The organism is Ramlibacter tataouinensis (genome assembly GCF_001580455.1).
Taxonomy (GTDB): domain Bacteria; phylum Pseudomonadota; class Gammaproteobacteria; order Burkholderiales; family Burkholderiaceae_C; genus Ramlibacter; species Ramlibacter tataouinensis_B.
The window spans coordinates 661,431-685,984 of the sequence record NZ_CP010951.1 but is presented as its reverse complement, the minus strand read 5'-3'; the positions used below and the strand labels follow the sequence as shown (position 1 = coordinate 685,984).

General features: G+C 68.3%; 24 protein-coding genes. 6 read left to right on the top strand and 18 right to left on the bottom strand.

The window, feature by feature from the left end; genetic code table 11:
• Window positions 1-7: 7 nt before the first annotated feature.
• Genes UC35_RS03335 through pseB form a run of 6 tightly spaced genes read right to left on the bottom strand, consistent with a single transcriptional unit; the run spans window position 8 to window position 5,777 of the window.
• On the bottom strand, window positions 8-1,291 hold the full coding sequence (locus tag UC35_RS03335) for an aminotransferase class III-fold pyridoxal phosphate-dependent enzyme (RefSeq protein ID WP_061496167.1): 1,284 nt from the start codon (window positions 1,289-1,291) through the stop codon (window positions 8-10).
• Window positions 1,288-1,962, bottom strand: coding sequence for a class I SAM-dependent methyltransferase (locus UC35_RS03330; protein ID WP_061496165.1), 675 nt, complete (start codon window positions 1,960-1,962; stop codon window positions 1,288-1,290). Before UC35_RS03330 ends, UC35_RS03335 begins: the two co-directional genes overlap by 4 nt.
• On the bottom strand, window positions 1,959-2,738 hold the full coding sequence (locus tag UC35_RS03325) for a cytidylyltransferase domain-containing protein (RefSeq protein WP_227820441.1): 780 nt from the start codon (window positions 2,736-2,738) through the stop codon (window positions 1,959-1,961). Before UC35_RS03325 ends, UC35_RS03330 begins: the two co-directional genes overlap by 4 nt.
• Window positions 2,735-3,622, bottom strand: coding sequence for an aldo/keto reductase (locus UC35_RS03320; protein WP_061496160.1), 888 nt, complete (start codon window positions 3,620-3,622; stop codon window positions 2,735-2,737). The genes UC35_RS03325 and UC35_RS03320 overlap by 4 nt, the downstream gene beginning before the upstream one ends.
• Window positions 3,622-4,776: a UDP-4-amino-4,6-dideoxy-N-acetyl-beta-L-altrosamine transaminase gene (pseC, locus tag UC35_RS03315; RefSeq protein ID WP_061496158.1), complete on the bottom strand. Its 1,155-nt coding sequence runs from the start codon at window positions 4,774-4,776 to the stop codon at window positions 3,622-3,624. The genes UC35_RS03320 and pseC overlap by 1 nt, the downstream gene beginning before the upstream one ends.
• Window positions 4,773-5,777, bottom strand: coding sequence for a UDP-N-acetylglucosamine 4,6-dehydratase (inverting) (gene pseB, locus UC35_RS03310; RefSeq protein ID WP_061496156.1), 1,005 nt, complete (start codon window positions 5,775-5,777; stop codon window positions 4,773-4,775). The genes pseC and pseB overlap by 4 nt, the downstream gene beginning before the upstream one ends.
• A 74-nt stretch (window positions 5,778-5,851) precedes the next feature.
• Between pseB and UC35_RS03305 the strand changes: the two genes are divergently transcribed.
• Window positions 5,852-7,684, top strand: a complete 1,833-nt coding sequence (locus UC35_RS03305) for a polysaccharide biosynthesis protein (protein ID WP_061496154.1) — start codon at window positions 5,852-5,854, stop codon at window positions 7,682-7,684.
• Between the two features lie 12 nt (window positions 7,685-7,696).
• On the opposite strand, the gene UC35_RS03300 is transcribed toward UC35_RS03305, so the two are convergent.
• Window positions 7,697-8,329, bottom strand: a complete 633-nt coding sequence (locus UC35_RS03300; RefSeq protein WP_061496152.1) for an LON peptidase substrate-binding domain-containing protein — start codon at window positions 8,327-8,329, stop codon at window positions 7,697-7,699.
• A gap of 44 nt (window positions 8,330-8,373) precedes the next feature.
• On the opposite strand from UC35_RS03300, the gene UC35_RS03295 reads away from it, so the two are divergent.
• The gene (locus UC35_RS03295) at window positions 8,374-8,922 is read left to right on the top strand and encodes a YggT family protein (protein WP_061496151.1); all 549 of its coding nucleotides are present in this window, start codon (window positions 8,374-8,376) and stop codon (window positions 8,920-8,922) included.
• A gap of 93 nt (window positions 8,923-9,015) precedes the next feature.
• Here UC35_RS03295 and accD read toward each other — a convergent pair whose 3' ends face one another.
• From accD to leuC, 11 genes are all read right to left on the bottom strand, one after another.
• Complete coding sequence (accD, locus tag UC35_RS03290; RefSeq protein WP_061496149.1) at window positions 9,016-9,888, bottom strand: acetyl-CoA carboxylase, carboxyltransferase subunit beta; 873 nt, start codon at window positions 9,886-9,888, stop codon at window positions 9,016-9,018.
• Window positions 9,889-9,916: 28 nt separating this feature from the next.
• The gene (trpA, locus tag UC35_RS03285) at window positions 9,917-10,726 is read right to left on the bottom strand and encodes a tryptophan synthase subunit alpha (protein WP_061496147.1); all 810 of its coding nucleotides are present in this window, start codon (window positions 10,724-10,726) and stop codon (window positions 9,917-9,919) included.
• Complete coding sequence (trpB, locus tag UC35_RS03280) at window positions 10,723-11,973, bottom strand: tryptophan synthase subunit beta (protein WP_061496145.1); 1,251 nt, start codon at window positions 11,971-11,973, stop codon at window positions 10,723-10,725. Before trpB ends, trpA begins: the two co-directional genes overlap by 4 nt.
• Window positions 11,951-12,652, bottom strand: coding sequence for a phosphoribosylanthranilate isomerase (locus tag UC35_RS03275; protein ID WP_061496143.1), 702 nt, complete (start codon window positions 12,650-12,652; stop codon window positions 11,951-11,953). Before UC35_RS03275 ends, trpB begins: the two co-directional genes overlap by 23 nt.
• Window positions 12,649-13,431, bottom strand: coding sequence for a tRNA pseudouridine(38-40) synthase TruA (gene truA, locus UC35_RS03270; protein WP_061496141.1), 783 nt, complete (start codon window positions 13,429-13,431; stop codon window positions 12,649-12,651). Before truA ends, UC35_RS03275 begins: the two co-directional genes overlap by 4 nt.
• Before the next feature lie 26 nt (window positions 13,432-13,457).
• Window positions 13,458-16,214, bottom strand: coding sequence for a FimV/HubP family polar landmark protein (locus UC35_RS03265; protein WP_227820440.1), 2,757 nt, complete (start codon window positions 16,212-16,214; stop codon window positions 13,458-13,460).
• A gap of 223 nt (window positions 16,215-16,437) precedes the next feature.
• On the bottom strand, window positions 16,438-17,586 hold the full coding sequence (asd, locus tag UC35_RS03260) for an aspartate-semialdehyde dehydrogenase (protein ID WP_061496137.1): 1,149 nt from the start codon (window positions 17,584-17,586) through the stop codon (window positions 16,438-16,440).
• Between the two features lie 81 nt (window positions 17,587-17,667).
• Window positions 17,668-18,759: a 3-isopropylmalate dehydrogenase gene (gene leuB, locus UC35_RS03255; protein WP_061496134.1), complete on the bottom strand. Its 1,092-nt coding sequence runs from the start codon at window positions 18,757-18,759 to the stop codon at window positions 17,668-17,670.
• A 58-nt stretch (window positions 18,760-18,817) separates the two neighbouring features.
• On the bottom strand, window positions 18,818-19,462 hold the full coding sequence (leuD, locus tag UC35_RS03250) for a 3-isopropylmalate dehydratase small subunit (RefSeq protein WP_061496133.1): 645 nt from the start codon (window positions 19,460-19,462) through the stop codon (window positions 18,818-18,820).
• Between the two features lie 36 nt (window positions 19,463-19,498).
• Entirely contained in the window at window positions 19,499-19,630 is a 132-nt protein-coding gene (locus tag UC35_RS03245) for an entericidin A/B family lipoprotein (RefSeq protein ID WP_061496131.1), read from the bottom strand.
• A gap of 13 nt (window positions 19,631-19,643) precedes the next feature.
• On the bottom strand, window positions 19,644-21,065 hold the full coding sequence (leuC, locus tag UC35_RS03240) for a 3-isopropylmalate dehydratase large subunit (protein WP_061496129.1): 1,422 nt from the start codon (window positions 21,063-21,065) through the stop codon (window positions 19,644-19,646).
• Between the two features lie 124 nt (window positions 21,066-21,189).
• Here leuC and modA point away from each other — a divergent pair, with 124 nt between their 5' ends.
• Genes modA through UC35_RS03220 form a run of 4 tightly spaced genes read left to right on the top strand, consistent with a single transcriptional unit; the run spans window position 21,190 to window position 24,513 of the window.
• Window positions 21,190-21,933 (top strand): molybdate ABC transporter substrate-binding protein, encoded by a 744-nt coding sequence (gene modA, locus UC35_RS03235; RefSeq protein WP_061496127.1) that lies wholly within the window; start codon window positions 21,190-21,192, stop codon window positions 21,931-21,933.
• The gene (modB, locus tag UC35_RS03230; protein WP_061496125.1) at window positions 21,930-22,613 is read left to right on the top strand and encodes a molybdate ABC transporter permease subunit; all 684 of its coding nucleotides are present in this window, start codon (window positions 21,930-21,932) and stop codon (window positions 22,611-22,613) included. The genes modA and modB overlap by 4 nt, the downstream gene beginning before the upstream one ends.
• Window positions 22,610-23,689 carry a molybdenum ABC transporter ATP-binding protein gene (gene modC / locus UC35_RS03225; protein WP_061496123.1) on the top strand — a complete coding sequence of 360 codons (1,080 nt, stop codon included), beginning with the start codon at window positions 22,610-22,612 and terminating at the stop codon, window positions 23,687-23,689. Before modB ends, modC begins: the two co-directional genes overlap by 4 nt.
• Window positions 23,686-24,513, top strand: coding sequence for a TOBE domain-containing protein (locus UC35_RS03220; protein WP_061496121.1), 828 nt, complete (start codon window positions 23,686-23,688; stop codon window positions 24,511-24,513). The genes modC and UC35_RS03220 overlap by 4 nt, the downstream gene beginning before the upstream one ends.
• Window positions 24,514-24,554 lie beyond the last annotated feature (41 nt).

Genomic DNA, 24,554 nt, shown 5'->3' with positions numbered 1-24,554 from the left:
CCTGCCATCAGCGCACCCGGAACAGAGGCTCCAGCACTTCGCACTCGAGCATGGGGCGGATACTCGATCCGAGGCCGCGCGTGATGACGCCGAACACCTCGTCGTACACCGCCTTCAAGCGGTCCAGGTCGGCCTCGCTGTGCGCATAGCTCATGTTGTGCGTGCCGTAGCTGAGCACGCCGCGCTTGAGCATCTCCTGCATGAACAGGGTCTTGATCTCCCACATGCTGTGGCCGCGCGCGTCCTGGAATTGCAGGAACGACCAGGTCGGATGGCCGGCCAGCGAGAACACGTCGGCCAGCCCGTGGCGGTCGATCAGCGCCTGCGTGTCCTTCAGCAGGCGCTCGCCGCGCGCGGCCATCGTGGCGATGACCGGTTCGCGCTCCAGCTTGTCCAGGGTGGCGAGCGCGGCCGCCAGCGACAGCGTCTCGCCGCCGAATGTGAAGGAGAAGAACACCTCCTCCATCAGTTTCATCACCTCGGCCCGGCCCGCCACGGCCGACACCGGGTAGCCGTTGGCCAGGCCCTTGCCGAAGGTGGCGAGATCGGGCGTGACGCCGAACAATTCCTGCGCGCCGCCCTTGGCGTAGCGAAAGCCGGTGATCGTTTCGTCGAACACCAGCACGGCGCCATGGCGACGGCACAGGGCCTGCACTTCCTGCAGGAAGCCGGGCTTCGGCCAGGCCACGTTCATGGGCTCGAGGATGACCGCCGCGAACTCGCCGGGATGCTCGGTGAACAGTTTCTCCAGCGAAGCGGGCTCGTTGTACATCCAGGTGTGGGTCAGGGCCCGCACGGCCTCGGGCACCCCGAGGTGACGGGCGGTGGAGCCGATGTACCAGTCCTGCCAGCCGTGATAGCCGCACACGGCCACGCGCTCGCGCCGCGTATAGGCGCGCGCGATGCGGATCGCACCCGAGGTCGCGTCCGAGCCGTTCTTGCCGAAGCGCACTTTCTCGGCGCAGGGCACCAGCTCGACCAGCTTCTCGGCGACCTGGATCTCCAGTTCACTGCTGAGCGAGAAGATGGTTCCGCGCTGCAACTGCCGCTCGACGGCGGCCGTGACATCCGGATCGCAGTGGCCCAGGGTCACCGAGCACAGTGCGTTGATCAGGTCGAGGTATTCGTTGCCGTCGGCGTCCCACACGCGGCTGCCCAGGGCCCGTTCGGCGAAATAGGGCGAGACGCCGTGGGGAAACTGCGTGCGGCTCTTGCTGAAGGTCTGCGCGCCCAGCGGAATGACTTTTTCGGCACGCGCCAGCAGCGCCTCCGATTGACTGTATCGGTTCATCTTTCGTCTATCGCCGCATAGCCGGCGTTGATGTCCTTGTAAAGGACCTGGATCGCGAGACGTTCGCCCGCGTCGGTGTCGAAGCTGTCGGCGTGATGGGAAAAGGAGCGTTTCTCCACCAGCACGTACTGGGGGAAACCGAGGAACATGCGGGCGTGGTCGGTCTTGTAGCTGCTCACGCCCGCGGCATGGCTGTAGCGCCGCCGCACCGGCAGGCCGGGATCGAAATCGACGATGGCGAGGTAGCCGCCGCTCTTGAGCACACGGTCGGCTTCCGCCACCACGCGCGGCAGCAGGGCGCGGTCGGTGACGTAGAGGCAGAAGCCGAACCAGACCAGGTCGAACGAGGCATCGGCGAAGGGAAGCGCGTCGGCGGTGCCCACGGCCAGTTCGAGCGCCGGGAAGTCACGCTGGCCGGCCTGGATGGCCGTGGCGGAAGGATCGACGCCGCTGCCTTGCACGCCCGCGCGCTGCCGCAGCGACTCCAGGTTGAGGCCATTGGCGCAGCCGATTTCCAGCACGCGCGCACCGGGCTGGAGATAGCGCTCGATCACCGACAGGGGCAAGCTGACCCGGCCGGCATTCGAAGCGGCATACCCGCCGGCGTTGCGCTGGAAGTAGGCGTCGCCTTCGCCGCCCAGGAAGATGTCGCGCTGTGAAGTCGTGCTCATGCCGCCGCCCCCGCCTCGGCCGCCAGCGAACGCGCGTAGCCTTCGTTTCGCGCCAGGCCGGTGTTGATGCGGGCCAGTCGCGGCTCGCGCCGCAGCAACTCCAGCACGTCGTTCATGCGGAAGTCGGGTTGCACAGGGTACAGGTGCTCGAACACCTGCGAGACGAAGACGAAGTCGCTCGGCTCGTCCACCGTCCAGCGCAGCGCCGACAGGTCGGCCTCCTGGCGCACCTGCCGCAATGCAAAACGCTCGGGCTGGGTGTGGATGAAGGGGGTCACGTGCTCGCGCTCGCTGGGCTTGCGGGCCTCGCGCCAGGCCTGTTCCAGCACCTCGGCGCGCATGCATTCCACATCGAGCCCGTCGGGGAAGGTGGGCACCAGCGCATTGGACGCATAGTCCACGCCCGGCTCGCGCGCAGCCGAGACCACACGGCCGATGACGTCGGGGTCGATCAGCGGGCAGTCGCCCGTGAGCCGCACCACCCAGCCGGGGGCCAAGGGGCGCGCGGCGCCCATGAAGCGGTCCAGCACGTCGTCGAGGCTGCCGCGATGGCAGGGCACGCCCAGTCCGTCGCACAGCGACTGCAGCGGATCGTCGCTGGCATCGGTGCTGGTGGCCACGACCAGCTGGTCGATCTGCGGGCACCGCCGGGCGCGCTCGATCAGGTGTTGCAGCAACGGCTTGCCGCAGCTTCGCAGCAGCACCTTGCCGGGCAGACGGGTCGAGCTCATGCGAGCCTGGACGATGGCGACGGTCGGTCGGGCCGGGGAATTCAAGAACGCGGCTTCCAGAGTCGGGGATCGGTAAAGGCGGTATTGTCCACCGCCCATCCGGACCAGTCCATGGACGGCGCGCCGTCCCAGGCGGCGAGCAGTTCGCCGAGCTCGCCCGGATGGGACACGCCCACCACGGCGGCCGAGAACTGCGCGTGATGGCGGAAGTACCCGAGGCAGGCCTGCTGCGGCGTGACACCGCGCTGGACGCACTCCCGGTGGAAATCCACCAGCCAGGCGGCCTGTGCACCAAAGCGGTCGGCGGCAAAGGCGGCGGGCGCGAGCAGCACGCCCTGCAGGAACAGCGAACGCACGTGGATTTCCACGCCGGCCGCGTGCAGGCGTTGGGCGCTGCCGTCCTGCAGCAGGCGCTGGTCGGCGATGTTCGAAGGCAGCTGGACGACATCGAGCTCGAACCGGTCGAGCAGCGCGGCGATCTCCTGCCCGTCGTACACCGAGGCGCCGATGCGGCGGGCGAGACCGCGTTGCTTTTGCTCTCTCATCCACGCGTAGAGCGCGTCACCGCCGGGAACCAGCAGGTCCTGCGCCTGGTGCACCAGCAGGGCGTCGACCTGAGACTGGCCCAGGCGCTGCAGGGATTCGGCGAAGGCCGCATCGACTGCCGCCACGCCGGCCCGGTCCACCTGCCCGCTGCGCAGGGGCAGGGTCTTGGTGATCACGCGCCAGGCGCGGCCCGTGGCCGGCAGCAGCGAGCCGAGCACCTGCTCGGAATCACCGTAGGCGCGCGCGGTGTCCAGCAGCCGGACGCCGCCCGCCCAGGCTTGGTCCAGCAGCTGCGCCGTTTCGGTTTCGGGCACGCGCCCGCGCGCATTGGTGACGCCGTAGTCCAGCCCGAACTGGGCCGTGCCGAGCACGAGCTGTTGCATCAGGCGAGCTCGGCGCGCAGGGCCTCGATCACCTGGGTCACCTCGTCGTCGGTGAGTCCGGCGTGCATGGGCAGGCTGAAGGCGCGCTCGTAGTAGCTTTCCGCAGCCGGGAAATCGCCGCGCGAAAAGCCCAGCGCCCGGTAGTAGGGCTGCGTGTGGATCGGGATGTAGTGGACGTTGACGCCGATGCCGCGGCGCCGCAGGCCCTCGAACACCGCGGTGCGGCGCGCCTCCTGCCCCTTGGGCAGCTGCACCGGGTACAGGTGCAGCGCCGAGCGGCCGTCCTCGTCGGCCGGCGGCAGCACCAGCGGCAGGGCGGCGAGCTCGCGGTCGTAGCGCGCGCGCACCTGCTGGCGGCGGGCGATGAATTCCTCGATGCGTTCGAGCTGCTTGATGCCGAGCGCCGCCTGCAGGTCGGTCAGGCGGTAGTTGAAGCCCAGAAGCACTTGCTGGTAGTACCAGGGCCCATCGGGCGGATGGTCCATCTCCGGCGCTTCGCGCGTCATGCCGTGCGAGCGGGCGAGCTGCATGCGGCGCGCCAGCTCGGCGTCGCGGGTGAGCGCGAGGCCGCCCTCGGCGGTAGTGATGATCTTGACCGGGTGGAAGCTGAACACCGTGATGTCGGCCCAGGGATGGCCGCCGACCCGGTGCCCGCGGTAGGTCGAACCCACCGCGTGCGAGGCGTCCTCCACGATGGCGAAGCCGTATTCGTCGGCCAGCTGGCGCATGGGCTCCAGGCGGGCCGGGCGGCCCGCGAAGTCCACCGGGATCACCACCTTGGGCAGGCGCCCGGCTTGCCTGGCGTGCCCCAGCTTTTCGCGCAGCGCCTCGACGGACATGTTCATGTCGTGCGGATCCATGTCCACGAAGTCGACGTCCGCGCCGCAGTAGAGCGCGCAGTTGGCCGACGCCAGGAAGCTGTTGGGGCAGGTCCACACCAGGTCGCCCGGTCCCACGCCCAGCGCGATGCAGGCGATGTGAAGCGCCGAGGTGGCGCTGTTCACTGCCACCGCATACGGCGCGCCCACGTACCCGGCCACGGCCGCCTCGAAGGCGGGCACCCGCGGGCCCTGCGTCAGGAAATCCGAGCGCAGGACCTCGATGACGGCGGCAACGTCCTCGTCGGAGATCTGCTGGCGGCCGTACGGGATCATGCGGCCATCGCGCGCTGGTTGAATTCGCGGATCTCGGCGGGCGACAGGAAGCGCTGGTTGTTGCCCGAGTTGTATTCGAAGCCTTCGGGCACCGGCTTGCCCTCTTCACCCAGACCGTCCTTCGTGTAGTCCATGTCCACGTTGTAGAAGCGGATGGTCGGGCGGATCACGTAGTGCTTGGGGAATTCCAGCGTCAGGTGCGAATCGTCGGCCGGGCACATGATCTCGTGCAGCTTCTCGCCGGGACGGATGCCGATGGTGTGCGTCGGCAGCTCGGGTGCCATGGCCTGGGCCAGGTCCGGCATGCGGATGGATGGGATCTTGGGCACGAAGATCTCGCCGCCGCGCATGCGGGAAAAATTCTCCAGCACGAAATCCACGCCCTGCTGCAGGCTGATCCAGAAGCGGGTCATGCGCGGGTCCGTGATCGGCAGGCTCTTCGCGCCTTCGCGGATCAGGCGCTCGAACAGCGGCACCACCGAGCCGCGCGAGCCCACGACATTGCCGTAGCGCACCACGGCAAAGCGCGTGCCGGCCGAGCCCACCATGTTGTTGGCCGCCACGAACAGCTTGTCCGAAGCGAGCTTGGTGGCGCCGTAGAGGTTGATCGGGTTGGCCGCCTTGTCGGTCGACAGGGCGATCACCTTCTGCACGTTGTTCTCGATGGCCGCCCGGATCACGTTCTCGGCGCCGTGCACGTTGGTCTTGATGCACTCCATCGGGTTGTATTCCGCGGCGGGCACCTGTTTCAGGGCAGCGGCGTGGATCACGATGTCGACGCCGCGCATGGCCTGCATCAGGCGATCCGGGTCGCGCACGTCGCCGAGGAAATAGCGCATGCAGCCGGCGTCGAAGCGCTGCTGCATCTCATATTGTTTCAGCTCGTCCCGGGAGAACACCACCAGGCGGGCGGGCTTGTAGCCCGCCAGCAGGGTCTGCACATAGCGATGGCCGAAAGAACCCGTGCCGCCGGTGATAAGGATGGACTTGTCGTTGAACATGTAAGAAGCAAACGGGCGAAAACACGCCGGCCCGGGCGGCGGGGGAATTGACTGAGGGACAATAGGATACCTCCATGCCATCGCCCGCCCTGTCCCCGCACCTGATTCGCCCCCTCCACGTCGTCGTGGACGCGGCGCTGCTGTTCATCGCCTGGTGGATCGCGTTCTGGCTTCGGTTCAACCTGGACATGCCGGCGGAGTTCATCCCGGTGGCATGGGTGTCGCTGCCCTGGATGCTAGCCGCCAACCTCGGCATCCTGATTTTCGGCAACGTCTACCGGCAGGTCTGGCGCTATGTGAGCCTGTCGGAACTGCGCCAACTCGGCGTGTGCGTGGCGATCGGCGGAGCGACCACGGCTGCCCTGGTGCTGATGCAGCGCTACGAGGCCTTTCCCCGCACGGTGCTGGTGTTGCATCCGCTGCTGGCCGTCCTGTTCCTCGGCGGTGTGCGGGTGGCCTGGCGCATGCAGACCGAGCGCGGTTTCCCGGCCGTCGCCCAGATGCGGCCCCTTCTCATCATCGGGGCGCTGTCAGACGCGGCTGCCGCGCTGCGCGCGCTCAAGGGTTCGCACCACTGGGAGCCGGTCGGCATCCTCACGCCCCAGCCAGAGGACCGCGGCCGCTGGCTGCAGAACGTGCCGGTGCTCGGCACCATCGAAATGATCGCCCAGGCCGGCCAGCTGGCGGGCGCCAGCACCGCCCTGGTGGCCTCGCCCCCGGGCTCGCCGCAGCGGCGCGAAGCGCTGCTGAAGGCCAGCGGCTCCGGCGTGACGCTGCTGACGATGCGGCGGGCCGATGAGTGGCTGCAGCACGACCCGGCCGAGCCGCGCAAGGTGGAGATCGATGACCTGCTGGGGCGCGACCCGGTGCAGCTGGACGTCGCCGGCCTGGCAGAACTGTTCTCCGGGCAGACGGTGCTCGTGACCGGCGCGGGCGGCTCGATCGGGTCGGAGCTGTGCCGCCAGGTCTCGCGCTTCGGTGTCGGCAAGCTGGTCTGCGTGGACGTGTCGGAGTACGCGGTCTACCAGCTCGAGCAGGAGCTGCAGGCCGCGCATCCCCGCATGCACGGCGTCTACTACACAGCGAACGTGCGCGAGGTGGACCGGCTGCGCGCCATCATGCAGCGCCACCGCCCCGCCGTGGTCCTGCATGCCGCAGCCTACAAGCACGTACCCCTGATGGAGGAGCACAACGAGATCGAGGCGCTGCGCACCAACGTGGCAGGCACGCTGCACGCAGCGCGCCTGGCCGGCGAGTGCGGCACCCGGCGCTTCGTGCTGATCTCCACCGACAAGGCCGTGAACCCCACTAACGTGATGGGCGCAAGCAAGCGGCTGGCCGAGATGATGGTCCAGGCGCTCGCCGCGCGCTACCCGGACACGCGCTACGTGTCGGTGCGCTTCGGCAATGTGCTGGGTTCCAGCGGCTCGGTGGTGCCCAGGTTCACCACCCAGATCGCCCGCGGCGGGCCGGTGACCGTGACCCACCCGGAGATCGTGCGCTATTTCATGACCATCCCCGAGGCCGCGCAACTGGTGCTGCAGGCCGGGCTGATGGGCCGTTCCGGGCAGATCTTCGTGATGGACATGGGCGAGCCGATGAAGATCCTGGAGCTGGCGCGCATGCTGATCCGGCTTTCAGGCAAGACCGAGCAGGACATCCCCATCACCTTCACCGGGCTGCGTCCGGGCGAGAAGCTCTACGAGGAGCTGCTGGCCGACGACGAAACCACCGAGCCCACCCCGCATCCGAAGCTGCGCGTGGCCAAGACCGCGGCGGAGCCCCGTGACGAGGAAGCGGTGCTGCGCTGGATCGAGGACGTGGGGCCGGAGCCGCCGGGCGAGCAGGTTCGCGAGTGGCTGCGCGCCCAGGTGCCCGAGTACGGGCCGGGCAACGGCAAGCCCTGAGCCGGCGAGGCCTTACCCGGCGATCCCGGTGCGGGCCAGCACGTCGCTCACCAGCTCCAGCCGCACCAGAGGGTTGTCCAGCTCCATCAGGCGCTGCTTCAGCGCCAGCGGCAGTGGCAGCAGTTCGCACCAGCGGTTGGCCACCCAGCCGCAGTCGTCGAGCTGCCAGGGCCGCTGCATCGGCAACTGGCCGCCTTCGCCGGCCTTGGCTTCCAGCGAATGAATCAGCTGTTCCAGCGCGGTGGCCGCCAGCTTCAGGTCGTCCGGCACGGTCACCGGAAGGTCGGGCGGAAGCCGCTCGACATCGGCGACCCAGAGCCCATGCTTGAGCTGGTCGCTGTTGCGGATGCGGAAACGCTGCGCGCCGGTGGCGCGGATCATCATCAGGCCGGCGCGGGGCGCCTCGAACTCGCTGATGGTCGCCAGCGTGCCGACGGTGGAGAAGCTCTCCTGCACGCCGGGCTGCCGCACCTCCGCGCCCTGCGTCAGCGCGACCACGCCGAACGGGGCGCCGGCCTTGTGGCACTTGCCGATCATGTCCAGGTAGCGGACCTCGAAGATCCGCAAGGGCAGCAGGCCGCCGGGGAACAGCACCGTGCCCAGGGGGAACAGCGGCAGCGACTGCAAGGTGAGGGTGGAGGTCATTTCCCCCGCTATCATCCCACGACCCACTGAAGAGCGCGCGCCCGATGGCCTACCAAATCCTTTCGTTCTTGCTCGACGTTGCCGCGGGGCTGCTGGGCGGGGCGTGCCTGTTGCGCCTCTACATGCAATACCAGCGCATTCCGTTCGGCAACCCGGTGGGGCGCTTCGTGTTCGCGCTGTCCGACTGGATCGTCCTGCCGCTGCGCAAGGTCCTGCCCGCCGTGCGCCGCGTGGACACGGCCAGCCTGGTGGCCGCGTATCTCATCGAGCTGGCTCAGTTCGGGCTGCTGTGGCTGGCGACCGGCGGCGTGGGCGGGCTCGAGGTGCTGCCGCTGCTGGCCCTGTTCGGCCTGGCGCGCCTGGTCATTTCGGGCCTGACGGGCTTGGTGATCGTCTACGCGATCATGTCCTGGGTGCAGGCCGACTCGCCGCTCGTCGACGTGATCGACCGGTTGTGCGCGCCACTGCTGCGGCCGTGGCGCAAGATGGTGCCGCTGATCGGCGGCATCGACCTGTCGCCGCTGGTGTTCCTGGTGGTGCTGCAGGTCGCGGCCATCATCCTGGCCTACCTGCAAGCCGCGGCGCTGCGCTAGCAGGTAGTCGCAAAACTACTGCGCGGGCCGGTCCTTCGGCTGCGCTGCTCTGCGTACCGTTCGTACGCTTGCGCACCTCGCCGCCAACCTCGATTAGCTCACCGCGTCGGCCGGCTGGCGTTGCAGCATCGCCAGCGCATTAGCCACCGTCTTGCGCAAATCGCGCCGGTCGCAGATGAAGTCGACGGCGCCCTTTTCCTGCAGGAACTCGGAGCGCTGGAAGCCCTCCGGCAGCTTCACCCGCACGGTGGATTCGATCACGCGCGGCCCGGCGAAGCCGATCAGGGCCTTGGGCTCGGCGATCACGATGTCGCCCATGAAGGCAAAGCCGGCGCTGACGCCGCCGGTGGTGGGGTCGGTGAGCACGCTGATGTAGGGCAGGCCCTTCTTGGCCAGCCGCGTCAGGGCGGCATTGGTCTTGGCCATCTGCATCAGGGACAGCAGGCCTTCCTGCATGCGGGCGCCGCCGGTGGCGGTGAAGCAGATAAAGGGCACCTTCTGCTCGATGGCCGTTTCGACGCCGCGGGCGAAGCGCTCACCCACCACGCTGCCCATGCTGCCGCCCATGAAGTCGAACTCGAAGGCGGCGGCCACCAGGCTGATGCTGTGTACCGCGCCGCCCATGACGATCAGCGAGTCGGTCTCGCCGGTGTTTTCCAACGCTTCCTTCAGACGCTCGGGGTAACGGCGGCTGTCCTTGAACTTGAGCGCATCCACCGGCAGCACTTCCTGGCCGATTTCGTACCGGCCCTCCGCGTCGAGGAAGGCATTCAGGCGGGCGCGGGCGCCGATGCGGTGGTGGTGGGCGCAGGTGGGGCAGACGTTCTGGTTCTGCTCTAGGTCGTTCTTGTACAGCACGCTCTCGCAGCTGGGGCACTTGATCCACAGGCCTTCGGGCACCTGCCGGCGGTCGGCGGGGTCTGTCTGCTGGATTTTTGGCGGGAGCAGTTTTTCGAGCCAGCTCATGAGTGGTCCTGAAGGAGCGGAAGGGGGATTATGCGTCCAGCGCCGACCGGACTTCCGACAGGAAGCCGGCCACGGCTGGGATGACCTGGTCGCGTGGCAGCTCTTCGACGAGCTGAATGATCTTCGTGCCGATGACCACCGCATCGGCCACCCGGCCGATGGCGCGGGCCGTGGCCGCGTCGCGGATGCCGAAGCCCACCCCGACCGGAACCTTCACATGGCGGCGGATCCGCGGCAGCATCTGCTCGACCGCATCGATGTCCAGGTGGCCGGCGCCGGTCACGCCCTTGAGCGAGACGTAGTAAACATAACCGCTGGCGACCTGCGCGACCTCCTGCATGCGCTCATCGGTGCTGGTCGGCGCCAGCAGGAAGATCAGGTCCATGCCATGCGCCTTGAGCTTGGCTGCGAACTCGCCGCACTCCTCCGGCGGGTAGTCGACCACCAGCACGCCGTCGACCCCGGCCTCGGCCGCGTCGCGGACGAAGGCATCGGCGCCGTGCACCTGCTCGTAGCGCTCGACCGGGTTGGCATAGCCCATCAGCACCACGGGCGTGGCGTCGTCGGTGCGGCGGAACTCGCGCACCATGTCCAGCACCTGGCGCATGCCGATGCCCAGCGCCAGCGCCTTCTCGCCGGCGCGCTGGATCACGGGGCCGTCGGCCATGGGGTCGGAGAAGGGCACGCCCAGCTCGATCACGTCGGCGCCGGCCCGCACCATCCCGTGCATCAGCTCGGGGGTGATGTCCGCATGCGGGAATCCGGCGGTGATGTAGGGAATCAGGGCCTTGCGCCTGGCGTCGCGCAGGCGCGAAAAGGAGGCGGCGATACGGCTCATGCTTGATCTCCGCCCTTGACCTTGAGCCCGCGCATCGATGGCCGGTCGTAGAAGTCCACGCCCGCCAGGTCGGCCACGGTGCCGATGTCCTTGTCGCCGCGGCCGGACAGGTTCACCAGGATGCTCTGCTCCGGCTTCATGGTGCGCGCGAGCTTCATCGCGTAGGCGACGGCATGGCTGGATTCCAGCGCCGGGATGATGCCTTCGGTGCGGCACAGGTAGTGGAAGGCCTCCAGCGCCTCGCGGTCGGTGATGCCCACGTATTCGGCGCGGCCGGTGTCCTTGAGCCAGGCGTGCTCGGGGCCGACGCCCGGATAGTCCAGGCCGGCGCTGACGCTGTGGGTCTCGGTGATCTGGCCGTTCTCGTCCTGCAGGATGTAGGTGCGGTTGCCATGCAGCACGCCGGCGCTGCCGCGCTGCAGCGAGGCCGCATGCTTGCCGCTGTCCAGGCCTTCGCCGGCCGCTTCCACACCGACCAGGCGCGTGTTCTCGAACGGGATGTAGGGGTGGAAGATGCCCATGGCGTTGCTGCCGCCGCCGACGCAGGCCACCACGACGTCGGGCTGGCGGCCGGTCATCTCGGGCATCTGGGTCAGGCATTCGTTGCCGATCACGCACTGGAAGTCGCGGACCATCATCGGGTAGGGATGGGGCCCGGCCACGGTGCCGATGATGTAGAAGGTGTTCTCGACATTGGTGACCCAGTCGCGCATCGCCTCGTTGAGCGCGTCCTTGAGCGTCTTGCTGCCCGACTCCACCGGCACCACGCTGGCGCCCAGCAGGTTCATGCGGTAGACGTTCGGGCTCTGGCGCTTGACGTCCTCGCTGCCCATGTAGACCACGCATTCGAGGCCGTAGCGGGCGCAGATGGTGGCGGTGGCCACGCCGTGCTGGCCGGCGCCGGTCTCGGCGATCACGCGTGGCTTGCCCATGCGGCGCGCCAGCAGCGCCTGGCCGATCACGTTGTTGATCTTGTGGGCGCCGGTGTGGTTGAGGTCTTCGCGCTTGAGATAGATCTGGGCGCCGCCCTGTTCGCGGCTCATGCGGGCCGCGTGGTAGACCGGCGAGGGCCGGCCCACGAAATGGGCGAGCTCGTCGTTGAATTCGGCCAGGAACTCCGGATCCTGGCGGAAGCGTTCATAGGCATCGCGCAGCTGCGCGATGGCATGGGTCAGCGTCTCGCTGACGAAACTGCCGCCGTAGGCACCGAAGTGGCCCGCGCGGTCAGGTTGCTGATAGCTGGACATGGGTGGACTTTGCAAGAAGCGCGTCGGCGGCACGCACGGCCGCGACGAACCGATTGATCTTTTCCGGGTCCTTGATGCCTTTGGCGGCCTCGACCCCGGAGCTCACATCAACGGCCAGCGTTCTGCAACGCGGCCGCACTTGCACGATGCCATCGGCCACGTTTGCAGGTGTCAACCCACCAGACAAGACGAGGTGAGCGTTGACGTTTGCTGGAAGACGTGACCAATCGAATGCTTTCCCGGCGCCGCCGTAGCCCTCCACATGCGCATCCAGAAGGATGGCCTGGGCCCGTGCGTGCTCCGAGGCGAATCTTACCAAGTCGAAGGGCGAGCCATCGAGCGGGATGCGGGCGGCCCGCAGGAAGGCGTGTCGGCCGTCGCCGGTCGCTTCCTGGCACTGGGCGGGCGTCTCGTCGCCATGGAACTGCACCAGCGCCCCGGGCACGCGCTCGCAGCAAGCCAGGACCTGCTGCGGCGACTCGTTGACGAACAGCAACACCGGGGTGACGAAGGGCGGCAGTCGCGAGGCAAGCTCCGCGGCGCGCGCGATGGGAACGTGGCGCGGACTCTTTTCCCACAGCACGAAGCCGACCGCATCGGCGCCGGCGGCCACCGCCGCGTCCAGGTCCTGTTCACGGGTGAGGCCGCAGATCTTGATGCGTGTGCGCGCTGCCGTCATGGCAGCCAATCATACGCAGCGGTGCGACTCGGCAATTGCCACTTCGGGTCGTACACCGGCCCGACGAAATAGAGGCCGTCGGGCGCGAAGGTGGGGGCGGCCGCGTCCCGGCTCTTCGCGGCCAGCACGCCCTGCATCCATCCCGGCGGCTGCTGGCCCTGGCCGACGGCCAGCAGGCAGCCCATGATGTTGCGGATCATGTGGTGCAGGAAGGCGTCCGCTTCGAAGTCGAAGCGCCAGTAGGCGCCGCGGCGCGTGATCTCGATGCGCGTCATGGTCTTGACCGGGCTTCGCGCCTGGCATTCGGAGGCGCGGAAGGACGTGAAGTCGTGCTGGCCGACCAGCAGCGCCGCCGCCTGCCGCATGGCGTCGCCGTCCAGCGGCCGGAACACCCAGCCGACCCGGCCGGCGTCGAGGCTGGGGCGCACCGGCGACTCGAGCACCACATAGGCGTAGCGGCGCGCGACTGCGCAGGCACGCGAGTGGAATTCGTCGGGGACGTACCGCGCCCATTGCACCGCGATGTCGGCGGGCAGGTAGCGGTTGGTGCCGCGCACCCAGGAGAACTCCTCGCGGCGCAGCGGCGTGTCGAGATGGGCCACCTGCATCAGCCCGTGCACACCCGCGTCGGTGCGGCCCGCGCAGACGGTGGAGACGGGTTGCGCGGCGAACTGGGAGAGCGCGTGCTCGAGCCGGTCCTGCACGGTGCGGCCCGAGGGCTGGCTTTGCCAGCCCTCATAGGCCTGTCCGTGGTAACTGATGCCCAGCGCCAGCCGCATCGCCGCGACTTTACCGGGAGTTCGTTCTAGCCGATTTCCGCGAGCAAGCGCTGGGCCGCGGACTTCAGGTCGCCGGAAGCCTCGGTGAGCACTTCCTGCGCCAGGCTGCGGGCGCCATCCGGGTCGCCGATCGAATGGAACTCGCGCGCCAGCGCCAGCTTGGTGGACAGCGGGTCGTCGCCCATGTCGTCGAACCCGGCGGCGCCGAGCGGCGAACCTGCCGTCGTGGCCAGCGAGTCCTCGGTATCGGGACCGGTGTCGACCGCCTTGGCCGAGGTGCCGATGTCCAGTGACAGGGCACCCAGGTCGAACTCGATCATGCCGGCATCGGCGACCGGCGAGGCAGCGGCTGCCGCAGCTGCAGCCGCCACGGGGGCTGTCGGGGTGTCCAGGTCGAAGCTCAGCGCGTTCTCGTCGAGCGTCAGGTCGGGCGCATCCAGCCGTACGGCCGAGGGCGCTGCGGCGCTCGCCGGGGGCGTGATCGCGCCGAAATCCATGTCGAGCGAGGGCATGGGCTCGGCGACCGCCGCTTGCATGGGCTGCGTCTGCTCGTTGGCCGGCACCGGCGCAGGAGCGGACAGCGGCTCGTCGCCGATCGAAAAGTCCAGGTCCAGGTCGATGTCCGGGGCCGCGTCGGCTGCGGGCTCGACCGCCGGTGCGGCGGCCAGGGCCTGTGTCTGCACGGCGCTCGACGGTGTCACCACCGCGCGCGCGCCGGGCTCACCGCCGGGACGGTACAGCGAATTGGAGGGGTCGAGTTCCTGGCCCAGTTCGCACACGCGTTCCCATTCGGTACCGGTGCCGTGGGTCAGGCCATAGGCCTCGGTCGCGATCAACTCGAAAGCGCGGGCATCGCGGCGCTTGGCGTAGATTTCGAGCAGCTTGGCGTGGATGGCAACGCGCTGCGGCTGCGTGCGCATGGCCTCCTTCAGGATCTCCTCGGCCTGCAGGTCGCGGCCATACGCGAGGTACACATCGGCCTCGGCGACCGGGTCCACATCGCCGGCGGCGTCGAGCTGGCTGGGCGAATACACCAGCGAAGAGCCGCTGACGTTGCCTTCATTGGTGTCGATGCGCTGACCGCCGCTGGCGCCGAAGAATGAGTCGGGCTGCAGGCGGCTTTCGAGGAAGGAACTGTCGACGGTCGTCGACTTCTTGCGCTGCCGCAGACGGTAGAAGCCGAAACCGCCGAGCAGGGCGGCGACCGCGCCCAGGGCGCCGGCCGGGAGCATCCAGTTTTCGATCAGGTCGTCGAGCAGGCTGGGCTCGGGCGGCGGCGGGGGCTCCGCGCGCTTGACTACGGGCTTGGGCGCCGAAGCCGGCGCCGCGGCGATCACCGGCGCGGCAGGGGCTGCGGCGGAAGCAGCCTCGGCAGCCGGAGCGGCGGCGCTGGCGCTTGCCACGGCAGCGGAAGCGGGGGCAGCCGCTTCAGGCGCGGCCGCCGCGACCGGCGCAGCCGCCGAAGCGGGCGAAGCCGATGAGGCTGCGACCACGGCCGGCGTGGTGACGGGAGCGGGTGCGGAAGCGATCGCCGCCGGGGTCTTGGCCGCGGCAGCGGCGGCCGGGGCGGACGTGCTTGCCGCTGCGATGGAGGCGCCGACCGGGACCGGCACGCCACCCTTGGCGGCGCTGGCGGAAGCCGCAGGCGCTGCCGGGGCCGTCCCGATCTTGTTCAGGTCGGAAATGTTCTTGCTCAGTTCGGCCACGCGCGTCGCCGTATCCTGGGCGGCGCGGTCCCGCGCGATCTTCTGCTCTTCGGCGCCGGCCTTGCCTTGCGCGTTGCCCTTGGACAGGGTGAGCTTGTCGGGCGCCGTGGCGGCCGGCTGCTTTTCCTCGACCTGCGCCGTGATCTTGCCGGAGGCCTCGCGGTCCGCCGGGTTCACCTTCGTGACGGGCAGGCTTTCGGCGAAGCGGCGGCGGAACTCGTTGAAGTCGCGGCTTTGGGCGACCAGCACCTGCTTGGCCTCATCGGCCGGGATCTGGGCGGCGTCCTGGGCGCTCGGCACGTCGAGCACGGCGCCCGAGCGCAGGCGGTTGACGTTGCCGCCGACGAAGGCATCCTGGTTGGCGCGCAGCAGCGCGACCAGCATCTGGTCCAGCGAAACGTCGGCGGGCTTGTTGGCGGCCGCGATGCGGCCGGCGGTATCGCCGCCCTTGACCGTGACTTGCTTGGCGCTGCCTTCGCTGGCCGGCGCGCGGGGCGTTTCGGCCGCCACGGCGCGGGGCGCTTCGGCCGGCGCGGTGCGCGCGGCCCGAGCTGCAGCCGCGGGCGCAGCAGGCGCCGCCGCCGGGGTGGCGCGCGTCGCCGGGGCCGACGGGCTCAGCTCGGCGGCGAGCGGCTGACCCTGCCGCAGACTGGGCGGGTCGAACAGCATCGTGTAGTCGCGCAGGATGCGTCCGGACGACCAGGTGCTTTCAAGGATGAGGTCGATGAACGGCTCGTTGATCGGCCGCTGGCTGCTCAACCTCAGGAAGTGCCGGCCATCGGCCCGTTTCTCGAGCGAGATGCGGATGCCGGTCAGCGCGGGATTGAAGTCGAAGCCTGCAGACCTGAACGCCTCGGGTGCGGCGATGTTGGCCTTCAAGGACGCGAGTTCATCGGCGTCGATCTCCGGGATCTCGATCTCGGCGCGCAACGGTTCGCCCAGCGCCGACTGGACATTGATGCGACCCAGGGCGAGGGCATGCACATCCGTGGTGGAAATCCCGAGCAGGACGGCCGTGGCGAATGCCAGGGCGGTCGTCCGCCACTGCGGCTTTTCCGTGGATGGTTGAGCCCTCATTGCCTGGTCAGCAGGCAATTTTTTTCTCTTCATGCGGACAAACGCCTTGACGCTGAAATTGCTAAAAGGACCATAACATCAATGTCTTAGGGTGACAAGCTGAGACAAGTTTTTAACTTCGCGGCCACCTGTACCGCGTATTTACCCGCACTGGCTCGTTGTCACATGACAACGGCCTGTAACCGGTGATTACAGGCCGTCGCTACGGAAGAGCTTGGGAGAATTATGCGTCAAGCAGGATGCGCAGCATCCGGCGCAGCGGCTCGGCCGCGCCCCACAGCAATTGGTCGCCGATCGTGTAGGCGCCGAGGTATTCCGGACCCATGGCCATCTTGCGGATCCGGCCCACAGGGATGGTCAGCGTGCCGGTCACGGCCACCGGCGTGAGGTCCTTGAGCGTCGCTTCCCGGTTGTTGGGCACCACCTTCACCCAGGCGTTGTCGGCCGCGATCATGGCCTCGATGTCGGCCAGCGGCACGTCCTTCTTGAGCTTGAAGGTCAACGCCTGGCTGTGGCAGCGCATGGCACCCACCCGCACGCAGAAGCCGTCCACCGGGGTCGCCTGGGTGCCGAAGCCCTCGCCCTGGCCCAGGATCTTGTTGGTCTCGGCGCCGGCCTTCCACTCTTCGCGCGACACGCCGTTGCCCAGGTCCTTGTCGATCCAGGGGATGAGCGAACCGCCCAGCGGCACGCCGAAGTTCTCGGTCTCGGCGCCCGACATGGACTGCTGGCGGGCCAGTACCTTGCGGTCGATCTCCAGAATGGCCGACTTGGGGTCGTCCAGGAGGGCGCGCACCTCAGAATTCAAAGTGCCGAATTGCGTGAGCAGCTCACGCATGTGTTGCGCGCCGCCACCGGAGGCCGCCTGGTAGGTCATGCTGCTCATCCACTCGACCAGGCCGGCCTTGTAGAGCGCGCCCACGCCCATCAGCATGCAGCTGACGGTGCAGTTGCCGCCGATCCAGTTGCGCCCGCCCTTGCCCAGGGCGTTCTTGATCACCGGCAGGTTGACCGGGTCCAGGATGATGACCGCGTCATCCTTCATCCGCAGCGTGGAGGCCGCGTCGATCCAGTGGCCGTTCCAGCCGGCCGCGCGCAGCTTGAGGAACACCTCGGTGGTGTAGTCGCCGCCCTGGCAGGTGATGACGATGTCGCACTTCGAAAGCGCCGCGATGTCGAAGGCGTCCTTGAGCTTGCCTTCGTTCTTGGCCTGCGCGGGCGCCTTGCCGCCGGCGTTCGAAGTGGAGAAGAACACCGGCTCGATCAGGCCGAAGTCGCCTTCGGCCTCCATGCGATCCATCAGGACCGAGCCGACCATGCCGCGCCAGCCGACCAGGCCGACCAGCGGTTGTTGTTGGTTCGAGAGAGTCATCGTTGCGCGCCTTTCAGTTTTGAAACCTGGTTTCCCCGGCTCGTCTTGGGCCGGGGAGGGCGCGCGACGAACCGGAGCTTGCTAGCTCTTGGTAATGGTCTTTTTCGTGATCGCGGCGACCACGGCATCGCCCATCTGGCGGGTGCCAACCTTGGTGGTGCCTTCGGAATGGATGTCCGCCGTCCGCAGGCCCGCGGCCAGCACGTCCTTCACCGCGGACTCGATCCGGTCGGCGGCTTGGGGTTGGTTGAGGGAAAAGCGGAGCATCATGGCAGCAGACAGTATTGTAGCCAAAGGATTAGCTACCCCCTTGCCGGCGATGTCGGGTGCGCTGCCGTGGCTCGGTTCGTACAGGCCCTGGTTGGACGCGTTCAGGCTGGCCGAGGGGAGCATGCCGATCGAGCCGGTGAGCATCGCGGCTTCGTCCGACAGGATGTCGCCGAACATGTTGCCGGTGACCACCACGTCGAAGGCCTTGGGCGCCTTCACCAGCTGCATCGCCGCGTTGTCCACGTACATGTGGTCGAGCTTGACGTCGGGGTACTGCTGGCCGACCTCGGTCACCACGTCCTTCCACAGCTGGAAGGTTTCCAGCACGTTGGCCTTGTCCACGCTGGTGACGCGCTTGCTGCGCTTGCGCGCGGCCTGGAAGGCCACATGGGCGATGCGCTCGACCTCCGGGCGCGTGTAGCGCATGGTGTCGAAGGCTTCCTCCGCGCCGGGGAAATGCCCGTCGGGCGCGCTGCGGCGTCCGCGCGGCTGGCCGAAATAAATGTCGCCGGTCAGCTCACGGATGATGAGGATGTCCAGCCCGGCGATCAGTTCCGGCTTCAGGCTGGAGGCGCCCACCAGCTGCTCGTAGCAGATGGCGGGGCGGAAGTTGGCGAACAGGCCCAGGTTCTTGCGCAGTCCGAGGATGGCCTGCTCGGGGCGCAGCGCCCGCTCGAGCTTGTCGTATTTCCAGTCGCCGACCGCGCCGAACAGCACCGCATCCGCTTCCTTGGCCAGCTTGAGCGTGGCCTCGGGCAGGGGATGGCCGTGGGCTTCGTAGGCGGCGCCGCCGACCGCGGCGGTCTCCATCTCGAACTTCAGGTCCAGCACCTGCAGGACCTTGACGGCCTCGGCGACGATCTCGGTGCCGATGCCGTCACCGGGCAGCACTGCAATTTTCATTGGGCGTTCTTTCGTTGCAAAAACTGCCTTCACTTCCGCAGTGAAGGGATGTCGGGCTTCAGAGCGTATGGGCGAGCCAGGGCTTGGTCGCGAGGCGGTGGGCCTCGAATTCCTGGATCTTCTTGGCGTGACGCAGGGTCAGCCCCACATCGTCGAAACCGTTGAGCAGGCAGTACCTGCGGAAGGCTTGAACCTCGAACGGCAGCTCCTCGCCCTGCGGCGCCACGATCACCTGGCGCTCCAGGTCGATCGTCAGCTCATAGCCGGGGAAGGCATGAACCTGGTCGAACAGGCGCGAAACCTGCGACTCGGGCAGCACGATCGGCAGCAGCCCGTTCTTGAAGCAGTTGTTGAAGAAGATGTCGGCGAAGCTCGGCGCGATGACGGCGCGGAAGCCGTACTGGTCCAGCGCCCAGGGCGCGTGCTCGCGCGAGGAGCCGCAGCCGAAGTTCTTGCGCGCCAGCAGGATCGAGGCGCCCTTGTAGCGCGCCTGGTTCAGCACGAAATCGGGGTTCGGCTTGCGGCTGGCCGGATCCTGGCCGGGATAGCCGGGGTCCAGGTAGCGCCATTCGTCGAACAGGTTCTGGCCGAAGCCGGTCTTGCGGATCGACTTCAGGAACTGCTTGGGAATGATCGCGTCGGTGTCGACGTTCTCGCGGTCCATGGGGGCCACGAGTCCCTTGTGCACAACAAAACTCTTCATTTGGAACGCGCGGCCCAAGGGGCCGCTTCCTGAGGGTTACTTTTTCGCGGCGTTTTCGATGGCGTTGCCGGCCTTCTGGACATCTTCGCCGAGGCCGCGCACGGTGTTGCAGCCGGCGAGGGCCGCGAAAGCGGCGATTGCGGCGAGCAGGGAAGCGATCTTTTTCATGGCAAGTTTCCTTTCAAGCGAACTGTCTTATATCAACGAAATGGCCATGCACCGCCGCGGCGGCGGCCATGGCCGGGCTGACCAGGTGGGTGCGGCCGCCGGCGCCCTGGCGGCCTTCGAAGTTGCGGTTGCTGGTGGAAGCGCAGCGCTCGCCCGGCTCCAGCCGGTCGGCGTTCATGGCCAGACACATCGAGCAGCCGGGCTCGCGCCACTCGAAGCCGGCCGCCTTGAAGATCTCGTGCAGGCCCTCGCGCTCGGCCTGCTCCTTCACCACGCCCGAGCCGGGCACGACCATGGCCAGCTTGATGTTGCGGGCCACTTTCTGGCCGAGTTTCTTGACCACCGCGGCCGCCTCGCGCATGTCCTCGATGCGGCTGTTGGTGCAGGAGCCGATGAACACCTTGTCCACGTACAGGTCGTTCAGGGCCTTGCCCGGCTCCAGGCCCATGTAGGCCAGGGCGCGCTCGATCGCGCCGCGCTTGTTCGGGTCCTTTTCCTTGTCCGGGTCCGGCACCCGGCCGTCGATGCCCAACACCATCTCGGGCGAGGTGCCCCAGGTGACCTGCGGGAGGATCTTGGTTGCATCCAGCTCGACCACGGCGTCGAAACTGGCGTCGGCGTCGGAGTGCAGCGTCCGCCAGTAGGTGACCGCCTGCTCCCACTCCACGCCCGTGGGCGCCAAGGGCCGGCCCTTGACATACTGGACGGTGGTGTCGTCCACGCCGACCAGCCCGGCGCGGGCGCCGGCCTCGATGGCCATGTTGCACACGGTCATCCGGCCTTCCATGCTGAGCGAGCGGATCGTCGAGCCGGCGAACTCGATGGTGTAGCCGGTGCCGCCTGCTGTGCCGATGCGGCCGATGATGGCCAGCACCACGTCCTTGGCGGTGACGCCGCGCGCGAGCGGGCCCTCGACCTTGATCAGCATGTTCTTGGCCTTCTTGGCCAGCAGGGTCTGGGTGGCCATCACGTGCTCGACCTCGCTGGTGCCGATGCCGTGGGCCAGCGCGCCGAAGGCGCCGTGGGTCGAGGTGTGCGAGTCGCCGCACACCACCGTCATGCCCGGCAGGGTCGCGCCCTGTTCCGGGCCGATCACGTGCACGATGCCCTGGCGCTTGGACAGGAAGGGGAAGTAGGCGGCCGAGCCGAACTCGCCGATGTTCTTGTCCAGGGTGGTGACCTGCTCCTTGCTGATCGGGTCGTCGATCCCGTCGTAGCCGCGCTCCCAGCCGGTGGTAGGCGTGTTGTGGTCGGCCGTGGCGACGATCGAGCTCACGCGCCAGACCTTGCGCCCGGCCTCGCGCAGGCCTTCGAACGCCTGCGGGCTGGTCACTTCATGGACCAGGTGGCGGTCGATGTAGAGGATGGCCGTGCCGTCCTCCTCGGTGTGGACGACGTGCTCGTCCCAGATCTTGTCGTAAAGGGTGCGTCCCATCGGTACTTCCTTCGAATCAGACATTTTATTCAGCGCGGCGGGCGAGCCTGCTCCGACTCATCCGCGACGGCTGGACCGCAGGAAAGCGTTGTGTACTAGACTACTCCACGTTGGGAGACCGCTCATGTTCGTCCGCCTCTTTCAAGCCATCGCCTTCGCGCTTGCCACCTCCGCTGCCGCCGCCGGCGAGGTGCAGGTGGCCGTCGCGGCGAACTTCGCCGCGCCCATGACCCGCATCGCCGAGGACTTCACCGCGGCCACGGGCCACACCGTGAAGCTGTCCGCTGGATCGACGGGCAAGTTCTATTCGCAGATCGTCAGCGGCGCGCCCTTCGAGGTGCTGCTGGCCGCCGACGACGAGACGCCCACGCGGCTGGTGAAGGAAGGCCATGCCGTCGCGAGCTCGCAGTTCACCTATGCCGTCGGGCGGCTGGCGCTGTGGAGCGCGACGCCAGGGCTGGTCGACAACAAGGGGGCGGTGCTGGCTTCCGGCAAGTTCAAGCACCTCGCGATCGCCAATCCCAAGCTGGCGCCCTATGGCGTCGCCGCCTACGAGGCGCTCAAGTCACTGGGCCTTGAAGGGGCAGTGGCGCCGAAGGTGGTTCTCGGCGAATCCATCGCCCAGACCTACCAGTTCGTGGCCACGGGCAACGCCGAGCTCGGTTTCGTGGCCGTGTCGCAGGTGACCGTCCCCGGCAAGCCGGCCACCGGCTCCTGGTGGCTGGTGCCGCCCCACCTGTACACCCCGATCCGCCAGGACGCCGTCCTGCTCAAGGCGGGCGAGAACAACCCGGCGTCGCAGGCCTTGCTGCTCTACCTCAAGCGGCCGCAGGTCCGGCAGCTGATCGCCTCCTTCGGTTATTCATGACGCCGGCCGAGTGGAGCGCCGTCCGCCTCACCGCCGAACTGGCCGCGGTGACCACGCTGCTGCTGCTGTGCGTGGGCACGCCCATCGCCTGGTGGCTGGCTCGCACGCGTTCATCCTTCAAGCCGGTGCTCTCCGCGGTGGTGGCGTTGCCGATCGTGCTGCCGCCCACCGTACTCGGCTTTTACCTGCTGCTGCTGATGGGTCCCCAAGGCCCGGTGGGCCATCTCACCACGGCGCTGGGATTGGGGCGGCTGCCGTTCACCTTTGGCGGGCTGGTCGTGGCCTCGGTGCTGTACTCCATGCCCTTCGTGGTTCAACCCCTGCAGCAGGCTTTCGAGGCGATCGATGAGCGCATGCTGGAAGCGGCCGCCACCCTGCGGGCGGGGCGATGGGATCGCTTTGCGAGCGTGGCTTTGCCGCTGGCCCGGCCTGGGTTCCTCACGGCGACCGTGTTGGGCTTCGCGCATACGGTGGGCGAGTTCGGTGTCGTGCTGATGATCGGCGGCAACATCCCGGACAAGACGCGCGTGCTCTCAGTCGCGATCTACGACCACGTCGAGGCCCATGAACTCGCGGACGCGCACCGGCTTGCGGCCGGCATGGTGTTGTTCGCGCTGATGGTGCTGGTATCGCTGTATCTGCTGAACCGGCCGGCCCGCGAGCGGGAGCTGGCGGCGTGATCGAGATCGACCTGCGCCTGGCGTACCCCGCGTTTTCGCTGGAAGTGCAGCAGGCCCTGCCGGCGCAGGGCATCACGGCTTTCTTTGGCCCTTCGGGCTGCGGCAAGACCACCCTGCTGCGGGCCATCGCCGGCCTGGCCCGCGCGCAAGGTCGTGTGTCCCTGGGCGCCGAGAGCTGGCAGGACGATGCCCATGGCGTGTTCATCCCGCCGCACCGGCGCAGCCTGGGCTACGTGATCCAGGAAGCGGCGCTGTTTCCCCACCTGGACGTCCAGCGGAATCTCGACTTCGGCCTGAAGCGCACCCGTCCCGTCGAGCGCCGCATTCCCCTGGACCAGGTCATCGAACTGCTGGGGATCGCTCACCTGATGCAGCGCCGCACCACCACCTTGTCGGGCGGTGAGCGCCAACGGGTGGCGATCGCGCGCGCGCTGGCCACCAGCCCGCGGCTGCTGCTCATGGACGAGCCGATGGCCGCCCTCGATGCACCGCGCAAACGCGAAGTGCTGCCCTACCTGGAACGCCTGCACCGCGAGCTGAGCCTGCCGATCCTGTACGTGAGCCACGCCATCGACGAGGTGGCGCGGTTGGCGGACCACCTGCTGGTGATGGAGGCCGGCCGCGTGCGTGCCGCGGGCTCCCTGACGGACGTCATGTCGCGCCTGGACCTGCCGCCGTCGCTCGGAGACGACGCCGGCGTCGTGCTGGATGGCATCGTGGCTGAGCGCGACCCGCAGTGGCAGCTGGCGCGGCTGGACGTGCCGGACGCCGAGTGCCACTTCTGGGCGCGTGACCACGCCCATCCGGTCGGCCAGCGTGTGCGGCTGCGGGTGCTGGCCCGTGACGTCAGCATCACCTGCGCGCCGCAGACCGGCACCAGCATTGGCAACCAGCTGCCCGGACAGGTCGAGGCCATCGCAGGCGACGAGCTGCACCCGGCCTTGGCGCTGGTGCGCGTGCGCGTGGGCCGGGCGGCCGTGATCGCGCGGGTGACGCGCCGTTCCGTGCACGCCTTGCAGCTCGCGCCCGGCATGCCGGTCTGGGCGCAGGTCAAAACCGTGGCGTTGATGGAATGAGCCGGCTGCCGAACCAGCCGCCGCGCAGCGGCGGCGTGCTGTCCGCCGAGCTCAGGCTGGCCGGGCGCATGGATGCGCGGTTCTTCGCCCTGCTCGCGGCGGTGGAGGCCACCGGCTCCATACACCGAGCGGCTTCGACCGCGGGCCTGAGCTACAAGGGCGCGCGCCTGATGCTGGAAACCGCCTCCAACCAGGCGCACGCGCCCCTGCTCGAAAGCGCGGCCGGCGGTGCGGGCGGCGGCGGCACGCGGCTGACCGCTGGAGCGCGCGAGTTGCTGGCGGCCTGGCGCAGCCTGCAATCCGATCTCGATGGCTTCCTGCAAGCTCAGGAAGCCCGCCTTGCCACCCAGCCGGCCCTGGCCGGCCTGCTCAGGAGAATGTCCATGAAGACCAGTGCTCGCAACCAATACGCCGGCACCATCGCGAACGTGGAGGCCGGGCCGGTGTCCACCCAGGTCACGGTGGCGCTGAAGTCGGGCCACGAGGTGGTCTCCACCATGACCACCGTGGCGGCCAAGCGCCTGAAGCTGAAGAAAGGCATGGAGGCGCTGGCGCTGGTCAAGGCGTCCGACGTGCTGTTGGTATCCGACTTCGCCGGCTGGAAGCTGTCGGCACGTAACCAACTGGAAGGCACGGTGTCGCGCATCGAGAAAGGCGCCGTGTCATCGCTGGTGGTGCTGACCCTGCCCGGCGGCGCCACAGTCACCTCCAGCGTCACCAACGAAGGCGCCGAGGCGCTGGGGCTGAAAGTCGGCGCGCCGGCGACGGCGGTGTTCAAGGCTTACTCGGTGCTGGTGGCAGTGCAGGGCCAGGACCCGCCATGAAAGAAGGCCCGCTTGGCGCGGGCCTTCTTTTGCCGGATGCC